The following is an 8,454-nucleotide window of genomic DNA, read 5'->3' as shown; positions in this document are numbered from 1 at the left end:
CAGGTGACAGCACGGCTGGATCGCACACCGCGATCCAGCCGTACACCCTCACCCGGACCCGCCTGACCGCAGTGCCGCGCGGACGTGCACGCGTACGCCCTGCCTACCGATGAGGCTGAGGAACTCGACGGGACCGGAGGTGGTGGCACCGAACCAGTGCGGGGTGCGGGTGTCGAACTCCGCGGCTTCGCCTGGCTTGAGGATCAGGTCGTGCTTGCCGAGGACCAGGCGCAGCCTGCCGTTGAGGACGTAGACCCAGTCGTAGCCCTCGTGGGTGCACAGGTCGGGTTTACGGTCGTCGTCGCCGGTCGGCAGGACGAACCTGTAGGCCTGGATGCCGCCGGGCCTGCGGGTCAGCGGGTCAGCGGGTCAGCGGCAGGACGGTCGACCCGTCGTCACCCGCGATGGGGCGCAGGTCGATGCGGGGGTCGCCGGTCGGTGGCACGCCGACCAGCTCGTCGAGGGTGACGCCGTAGGCGCGGGCGGACGGGAGGAGCTGTACGAGCGTGGGGCGGCGCAGGCCCGCTTCGAGCCTGGACAGCGTGCCGGTGGAGGTGCCGGTCTCCGCCCAACTGGGCAAATGCCCGCCCTCGGTTCTCCCCCGCCGACGGATGTTCCTCGCGGCGCTGCCGCACCGACTCCCGGTCGCTACGCTCCATCGGCTCCGCCTACCGGTACGCCCGGAGACGGTGCCGCGGTGGCACCAGGACCTCCTCACCCGCCGCCACGCCGCCAGGTCCCGCCCCAAGCGGCCCGGCCGACCCACGAACCGTCCGCTCCACCCGACTCCTCGTGCTGCGCCCGGCACAGGACAACCCCACCTGGGGCTACCGCCGCATCACGGCACTCCTCGTACCCGGCATCACAATCACCGCCTCCACCGTCTGGAAGATCCTCAAAGACGCCGGATCGACCCAGCACCCGAACGCGCCTCCACGACCTGGTCGACCTTCCTCCGCGCCTACACGTGCTCGCGGTGATCGAGCACGCCAACCGCAGGATCCGCGTACTCGGCGCCACCCCACACCCGACCGCCTCCAGGGTCACCCAAGCCGCCAGGAACCTCGTCCTGGACCTCGAAGACGCAAGCAGCCCCGCACGGTTCCTGATCCGCGACCGCGACCGAGAACACCCCGCCCTGTTCGACGCCGTCCTCGCCGACGCCGGCACCCGGGTCGTCCTCACCGGTGTCCGGACACCGCGAATGAACGCGATCATGGAGCGCTGGATCCGGAGCCGCCGACGCGAACCGCTCGACCGCACACCGGTCTGGAACGGAACGGCACCTGCTCCACGCCCTGCGCGAGTACGAGCAGTCCCACAACACCCACCGACCCCGACAAGGCATCACCAACCCGCGACCACTACACCCACTGCCACCAACCAACGACAAAGCAGCCGTCACCCACGTCGACATCCGCCGACGGCAACGACTGGGCGGCACCCTCAACGAGTACCACCACGCCGCCTGACCCGCACAGACGACACCGCCGGCAGGCACAACGCCGTGCTGCTGCTCACCGACGCCGTCCGGGACGCCATGACCTGGGTGTACCCGGCGATCGACATGGTCGGGCACGTGCTACCCGAGATGGTCCGGCGCGGTTCGGGCGGCCTGCTGTTCGGGGACCCGAGGGCCGCGACCCTAGGACCCTGTACACCGAACGGGACCGCGCTGAAGCGGCGATCAGCGTTTCGGCTGAGCGGAACCGAACACCGGCCGATCACGTCGACCTGGTGTGAAACGGGTCTGGTTGTCGTCGGGCGCCGGGCGCGCCTGGACCGTGGTCGTGGTGGCGTCGGCCTTGGCGGGGTGGCACGGCTGGGGTGTCACGGTGACGCCGGAACGGCCGTTCTTCTGGATCATGGCCATCGCGGACCTCGTGGTCGCGGCGGTCGCGGCCCGGTTGGCGGTGCGGTGGCCCGGCTACGCGATGTTCGGGGACGACGCGGTGGTGCTGGGGCGTGAGCGGGTCCGGTACGACTCGATCACCGCGGTGCGCACCGGTCACGTGTCGGCCAAGGGGTTCTGGTTGGCGTTCTGGCTGCCGCTGTCCCTGCTGGGCGGGGTGGTCGTCGCCCTCCTCCGGGCCGACGTGTTCGAGCGGCATGTGGTGGAACTCGACACGCCGGACGACCGGCTCCGGATGCGGTGGAAGGACGTCGACTCGCACGGCGCGTTCCTGGACGCCGTCCGGACGGCCCGGCCCGACCTGGAGCCGGCGTCCGGTCTCGACGGGCCGGACTACGCGCGCGACTTCACGCCCAGGCTGTCCGTGGGCGGCGGGCTGCTCGCGATGGGGCTCGTGGTGTGGCTGTTCTTCGCCGGCCTGCTCGGCATCCAGCTGCTCGACAGGTCCACTGTGGACGGGCCGTACTCGGTTGACGCGACCTCCTACGCGATCCGTTCGGTGACCGAGCGGCTGACCCGGAACCCGGACTCGCACAACCCCGACCTGCCCGGTGTGCCGGTCGACCTGTCGGTCGAGCCGTGCGAGCGCACCAACGGGACCCTGCTCGGCCGCTCCCCCGACGTGATCGACCTGCGCCTGCGGCTGGTCAGCCGCGACGTGCCGGAACCCGTGGCCGACGCCCTGGAGGACGAGCTGCGCAAACGCGCCGACATGGCGCCCGGCGACTACCGGGACCGGCTCGACATCGCCGACTCGGCTGTCCGGGTCAACATTCCCGAGGTGAACACGTTGTACATCGACATCAGGACCGACTGCGTGGACGACGAGGGCGAGGCCCGGCTGCGCGAGGATCTCCGCGCCTTGGCCGCCGCTCTCGGCGTGGGGCGCTGAGGGCGGCAGGGTGGGATCGGCGGGCGGCTTGGCTCGGGCGGCCTCAGCACGGGCGCGGGCGGCTTGAGCGCAGGACGGCTTGAGCGCGGGCGGGTCGGCGCAGCGGGCGGTTGGCGAGGCGATCGCAGGTGGCGTCAAACGCGGGGCAGTGCTTCCACCGTGGTCCAGGTCGGGTGTTTGCCGGTCCGGTTGTCGCCGGACGACCTGCCGCGCAGGCGGCGGGTCAGCCAGGAGCGGCAGCCTTGATCACCCCCACCTCCGATCAGCCGGCGCGAGCCGTGGCGGCGTACGCCCTGGCCCAGCGCGCCCTCCGTGACACCCTCACCCCCGACCAACTCCACCACCTCGCGCGCACTACGACCGATGCCCTCCATCGTCGGGGTCGACATGACCGAACAGGGCGTCGGGTTGTGGTTGCGCCGCCACGGGTTCACCCCGCAGCGCCGGCCCGCCGTGCCTACGAGCAGCAACCGGCGGCGGTGGGTGCCTGGCTCGACGAGCATTGCCCGGCGATCGAGGCCAGGGCGAAGGCCGAGGGTGCGGCGACCGCGTGGGTCGACCAGTGCGGACTGCGCTCCGACGCCGCGCCGCCCGGTCGGTCGTGGGCGCCGATGGGCCGGACGCCCATCCTGCGGGTGACCGGCAAACAACTTCGGGTCAACGTCATGTCCGCCGTCGGTCCGCGCGGCGCGCTGTGGTCACGACGCCGTCAGATCGCGTGGACGCACCGAGGTCAGCGCCGCGATCCCGAACACCAGCGCGGGCAGCACGAAGTAGAAGCCGGGTCCGCGGCCGAGCACCAGTCCCCAGGCCGCCACCCAGCACAGCTTTCCCGGCCCGAAAGCCGGTTCGGCGCTGTCCGAGCGCTCGAACCAATCTCGCCAACGACCGAGCTCGCCGACTGGGCGACCTGTAGCCTCCCCGTGCGATCCGGCGAGCCTTCACCAAGGGGGAATAGTGAAACTCGATGCCCGTGCGCGCCTGTGGGGCGTGCTGCTGTGCGTTTTAGTGGCTGCGGGGTGCGCCTCGCTCGCCGAGCTGTCCAACCTCGCGTCCCGCCTCCAGGACAAGGACTACACCGGGATCTCGGTCAATCACAACACCTCCAACGGCTTCGACACGCTGGTCGTCACCGCCTACAACCTCAACCAGCGGGACGACGACGGTGAAACGATCTTCCGCCTGGTCTGGGACACCTACCCCGAGGAAGTCGACCGCGTCGTGGTCACCGTCAACGACAAGACCAGGTCCGCCACCGAGGACGAACTGCACAAGGCGTACGGGCCCCGCAAAGTCCAACCCGCAGGCCAGTCCGGCTCGGGCGACGTCGTCGCGTGGATCCTCCTCATCGCCTTTCTGGCCCTCGGCGGTTTGATCACCGCGTTGATCATCCGCCGCCGCCGTCGGCGCCGCTTCGACGAGCCGATGCCGCCCTACCCGGCGGGCCCCTACCACAAGCCCTGACGCCCACCGGGGCGGTTCCACTGTCGATGGAACCTTGCTCGGCTCACAGCCCGGGAGAAACTCCGAGCCGTTGGATGCCGCGAGCGACCGGCCGACCGGTGTGAGCCTGGATGGTCACACCCTTCGAGGCGACTGGCGACTCGACCAGGTCCGGGTTCTCCGGAACGCCGGTCGTCGGCGTTTCGGAGGGTCGGGGGCCAAGGTCGCCGGTGCCGGTGATCGAGTGATCGGAGGCGGGAACGCGGTGTCATCCGTGCGGGGTGCAGGGCACCATTGATCGGTGGCGCGGGATGAGCGGAGTTCGACTCGTGGTACAGCGGACCGCACGCGCCCTCAGCCTGCCCCGTCGTCGGTTTCCGGCGGTGATCTGCGATGCCGCTGTTCCGGTGTTTTCTCGCGGAGGGCGCCGCGATCGCGTGGGTCGACCAGTGCGGGCTGCGCTCCGACGCCGCACCGCCCGGCCGGTCCTGGGCACCTGAAGGGCGCACGCCGATCGCACGGGTGACCGAAAAACGGATCCGGGTCAACGTCATGTCCGCGGTCGCCTCACGCGGCGCGCAGTGGTTCACCGTGTTCACTGAACGCTTCACCGCACCGGTGTTCACCACCTTCCTCGACCGCGTCGCCCGCCAGGTACACGTCATCGCCGGCCGGCACCCGGTCCACCGCAGCAAGGCCGTCCGCGCCTGGCCGCAGGACAACTCCGACCGGATCGAACCGCACCTCATGCCGGCTACAGCCTCGAACTCAACCCCGGCGAACTGCTCAACGCCGACCTCAAACGCAACGTCAACACCTCCCGCGCCCACACCGCCGACCGCCTGGCCCACGAGACCCGATGCTTCCTGCACCGCCGCCAACGCCAGCCGCACATCATCCGCGGCTACCTCCGGGCCCCGCACGTCCGCTACGCCATCATGTAGGCAACCGAACATTTTCGGCTCAAATATCACCGAAGACCCGGCGGTCTGCGAGCCTCGACCCGACAGCCATCCATCCGCTGAAAACGCCATCGGTCCGCGTCGTCGGAAACGGCCGCCGTTCCTTGGCCGGCACCACGACGGGCTTTGCCCAGGCCGGAGCCGTGCTCGACGCCGCGTCGGGCAACGACCGGGGTGATGCTGCGGGCTCGGACCAGGCGGCGGTACTTGTCGTGGTCGTAGCTCCGGTCGGCGTAGATCCGGCGAGGTCGACGGCGCGGTTTGCCGACCACGCCGCGGATCGGCGGGACGGCGTCGATGAGCGGGATCAGTTGGGTGACGTCGTCGCGGTGTCCACCGGTCAGGGTGACGGCGAGCGGGATGCCGGTGGCGTCGGTGATCAGATGGTGCTTGGAGCCGGACTTGCGCCGGTCGACTGGGCTTGGCCCCGTGTGGTCCCCCCCTTTGAGGGCGCGCAGGTGGGTGGAGTCGACCAACGCGGCTGACAGGTCCAACAGCCCTGCCGCTCGCAACTCGGCGAGTAGTCGCTCGTGCAACTGCTGCCAGACGCCGGCCTCGTGCCACTCGGTCAACCGGCGCCAACACGTCGCGCCCGACGCGCCGAACAGGGCGGCAGGCGGTTCCACCCGATCCCGGTGCGCACCACGTACAGGATGCCCTCCAGCGCCGCCCGGTCGTCGGCGCGTCTGCGACCCGGATGGCGGAAACGCCTCGGACGCAACGGAATCAACGGTTCCAGCCAAGCCCACAGCTCGTCGGTCAGGACCTCCACGCACGAGGCGATCGCGGAACATCCCGCAGCATCGACAAAGCCGACACGCCAGCTCATTCTGAACTGCCCACTTAGCTCGATGCGCGATCGGAGGAGCCGGCGGTGCGCCGGGTCTCCGTGATGTAGCCGTCGATGTACCGGGCGAGGATCAGCGGGTCCTGGGGGTCGCCGGCTTGGAAGGTGACGCGTCGGAGCAGGCCGACGGCATTCAGTGCGACGCCCTCGCGGGCGAGGACGAAGACGAGGGTGAGGAAGGCGGCACGGGCGTTGCCGTCGTCGAAGGGGTGGAAGAAGCAGACGTCGAGATAGGCGCGTGCCGCGCGGGCTGTCAGGGGGAGGGGCCGTCCGCTGTCCTGTGCGCTCTGGGCCAGGCAGGCGTCGAGGCGGGCGCGGGTGCCGGGGGCGATGCCGTAGCGTTCCCGGCCCCTTTTGGCGAAGGCGGGCGAGTTGCGGAACGGGGATGCCTGCGATGTGCCCAGGACGTGCTGCTGCCAGCCGCAAAGCAACGCGAAATCGAGGGGTGCACCGCGCCGCGCGTCGGCCCGGACCATTTCCAGGGCGGCGAGCATGCCTGCCGCGCGGGCGGGATCCACGATTCCGTCGAACGTACGGATGTCCTCCGCCGCGCCGTCGCGGGAGGGGGCCACCGGTCCATCCGCGCCGTCACCCGGGGCCTGCTGCCACGGCACGGACTCGCGCACCGCAAGCCAACGCTCCAGATGGTCCGGTAACCGCTCGGACGGACCTGGGCCGTCGTCCGGTCGTAGCGACAGCGCGAGCCGCTCCGCGACGTCGTCGACCAGCACCGCGTCAGGACTGACCCAGCTGTGGAACCGTCCGCCGATCGCCTGGTCGACCAGATCCTCCGCGACCGCGGGAGCGACGTGCCAGCGGTCGAGGAACCAGATGAGCACCTGGCGGCAGTGTCCGTGCCAGCCGCTGTCGCCCTCGGTGCGGTCAACGACGTGCAGGATCAGCTTCCGGGCGACGATCTCCCACTGGATCCGCTGGTCCTCGACAGCGGCCAGCTCCAGCGGGTACGCCTCGAACCACCCGGCGAGGCTCTCCAGCCACTCACGCCACTCGCACAGCGCCGCGACGACACGGGCGAGCGTCTCCTCCGGAGTGGTGATCGAGTCTCGCGGGCAGCACCAGTTTCCCACCGGGCCGCCGTCCAAGTCCGCTTCGCCGATTGACCAGCGCCAGCCCACCGCCCAATGGCCGTAGTGCTCGACGAGGGCGTGGGACATCGCGTCGGCCCAGTCCGTACCCTCGCCGCGGCCCCAGTCGATCATCGCCATGTCGGCGGACGGGAGGTCGGGGCGGCGGGGCACACTCTGGGCCGGGCCGAGCGAGCTCACCACCTGCGCTGCCGAGAGGGGGTCGAACGGATGGCGGGAAGGATCCACTTCATCCCAGCTCAGAAAGCGAGGAGTCAGATCAGGGATCACTGTGCAAGCCTGCCACCCCGACCGCCGGCCGTTCAACGTTTCGGCGCGAGATTGGCGAGAAAGCGCAAGATTCACTGAGAACCCACAACTGCCCGTTCTGAAGCGCTCCGGGATTGATGGAGACCCGATTAGTTGATCGCTCCGGCCGGGGTCGGCTGGTGCTCACGGTGTAGACGGTTCTCGTGCTCGACGGGCGGGACGTGGCCGATCTCCCCGTGGAGCCGCCGGTTGTTGTACCAGTCGACGTACTCCAGTGTGGCGTACTCGACCTGGTCACGGGTGTGCCACGGGCCTTGCCTGTTGATCCGTTCGGTCTTGTACAGGCCGATCGTGGACTCGGCCAGGGCGTTGTCGTACGCGTCCCCGACCCGAGCCGATCGAGGCGTCGACGCAGGTGGCCGCCAGGTGGTCGGTGAAGCTGATCGAGGTGTACCGGCTGCCCGCGTCGGAGTGGTGGACCAGGCCGGACCCCGCGGAGTGTGGGGTTCCAGAACTCTGCGTTGGGACGCTGAGCTGCGGCCATCCTGCCCTCTGGGCCTCCAAGGCAGGATCGCGAGAGGTGGCGTTACGACTGCTGTACCTGATCTTCGTTCGACTCTTTGGCTGGCTGGTTCTGCTCGGCGCAGGCATCAAGGTCGTGAATATTCCACCACGCTGCCCGAGAGCCAACGCCTACACCGAACAGTTCGTCGGCACCGTCAGACGCGAACCCATCGACCGACTGCTCATCATCGACGAACACCACCTGCGAGCGGTCCTGAACCGCTACGCGACCCACTACAACCACCGCCGACCACACCAAGCCCTGCACCTCGCACCACCACGACCGGACCACCCGACCGCGAGCCGGACTACACCTCAATACGCCGCCGACCAGTCCTCGGCGGCATGATCAACGAGTACAAACCCGCAGCAGCCTAACCGCAGGTCAGACCAGGTAGCCGACTTATGACACCCCACAGGACGCTGTTGCCCAATTGAGTATGCGCTGGTCACGGGCGGTTTCTATGGCGTGATCGCCT

6 protein-coding genes and 3 pseudogenes are annotated in these 8,454 nt (G+C 69.6%); 4 read left to right on the top strand and 5 right to left on the bottom strand.

Annotation, left to right across the window (positions count from 1 at the left end):
• Nucleotides 1-48: 48 nt before the first annotated feature.
• Nucleotides 49-613, bottom strand: a pseudogene (locus ACYVLT_RS38295) (helix-turn-helix domain-containing protein).
• A 1,126-nt stretch (nucleotides 614-1,739) separates the two neighbouring features.
• Between ACYVLT_RS38295 and ACYVLT_RS38290 the strand changes: the two are divergent.
• Complete coding sequence (locus ACYVLT_RS38290; protein WP_461125056.1) at nucleotides 1,740-2,804, top strand: hypothetical protein; 1,065 nt, start codon at nucleotides 1,740-1,742, stop codon at nucleotides 2,802-2,804.
• A gap of 134 nt (nucleotides 2,805-2,938) precedes the next feature.
• Here ACYVLT_RS38290 and ACYVLT_RS38285 read toward each other — a convergent pair whose 3' ends face one another.
• Nucleotides 2,939-3,307 carry a hypothetical protein gene (locus ACYVLT_RS38285; protein WP_461125055.1) on the bottom strand — a complete coding sequence of 123 codons (369 nt, stop codon included), beginning with the start codon at nucleotides 3,305-3,307 and terminating at the stop codon, nucleotides 2,939-2,941.
• A 454-nt stretch (nucleotides 3,308-3,761) separates the two neighbouring features.
• Between ACYVLT_RS38285 and ACYVLT_RS38280 the strand changes: the two genes are divergently transcribed.
• Entirely contained in the window at nucleotides 3,762-4,268 is a 507-nt protein-coding gene (locus ACYVLT_RS38280) for a hypothetical protein (protein WP_461125054.1), read from the top strand.
• Between the two features lie 372 nt (nucleotides 4,269-4,640).
• Nucleotides 4,641-5,387 carry a transposase gene (locus tag ACYVLT_RS38275; RefSeq protein ID WP_461125053.1) on the top strand — a complete coding sequence of 249 codons (747 nt, stop codon included), beginning with the start codon at nucleotides 4,641-4,643 and terminating at the stop codon, nucleotides 5,385-5,387.
• Here the strand turns inward: ACYVLT_RS38275 and ACYVLT_RS38270 are convergent.
• The 3 genes and pseudogenes from ACYVLT_RS38270 to ACYVLT_RS38260 all read right to left on the bottom strand — a co-directional run.
• Nucleotides 5,329-6,038, bottom strand: a pseudogene (locus tag ACYVLT_RS38270) (IS5 family transposase); the annotation flags it as partial. The gene ACYVLT_RS38275 and the pseudogene ACYVLT_RS38270 overlap by 59 nt on opposite strands.
• A 14-nt stretch (nucleotides 6,039-6,052) precedes the next feature.
• Nucleotides 6,053-7,432 (bottom strand): Fic family protein, encoded by a 1,380-nt coding sequence (locus ACYVLT_RS38265; protein ID WP_461125052.1) that lies wholly within the window; start codon nucleotides 7,430-7,432, stop codon nucleotides 6,053-6,055.
• A 128-nt stretch (nucleotides 7,433-7,560) separates the two neighbouring features.
• A pseudogene (locus tag ACYVLT_RS38260) lies at nucleotides 7,561-7,903 on the bottom strand (integrase core domain-containing protein); the annotation flags it as partial.
• Between ACYVLT_RS38260 and ACYVLT_RS38255 the strand changes: the two are divergent.
• Complete coding sequence (locus ACYVLT_RS38255; RefSeq protein WP_461125051.1) at nucleotides 7,827-8,324, top strand: integrase core domain-containing protein; 498 nt, start codon at nucleotides 7,827-7,829, stop codon at nucleotides 8,322-8,324. The pseudogene ACYVLT_RS38260 and the gene ACYVLT_RS38255 overlap by 77 nt on opposite strands.
• The last annotated feature ends 130 nt before the right edge of the window (nucleotides 8,325-8,454 follow it).

This window comes from Saccharothrix stipae (assembly GCF_054781895.1).
The sequence above is the reverse complement of the archived record's forward strand: the minus strand, read 5'-3'. Positions and strand labels throughout refer to the sequence as shown.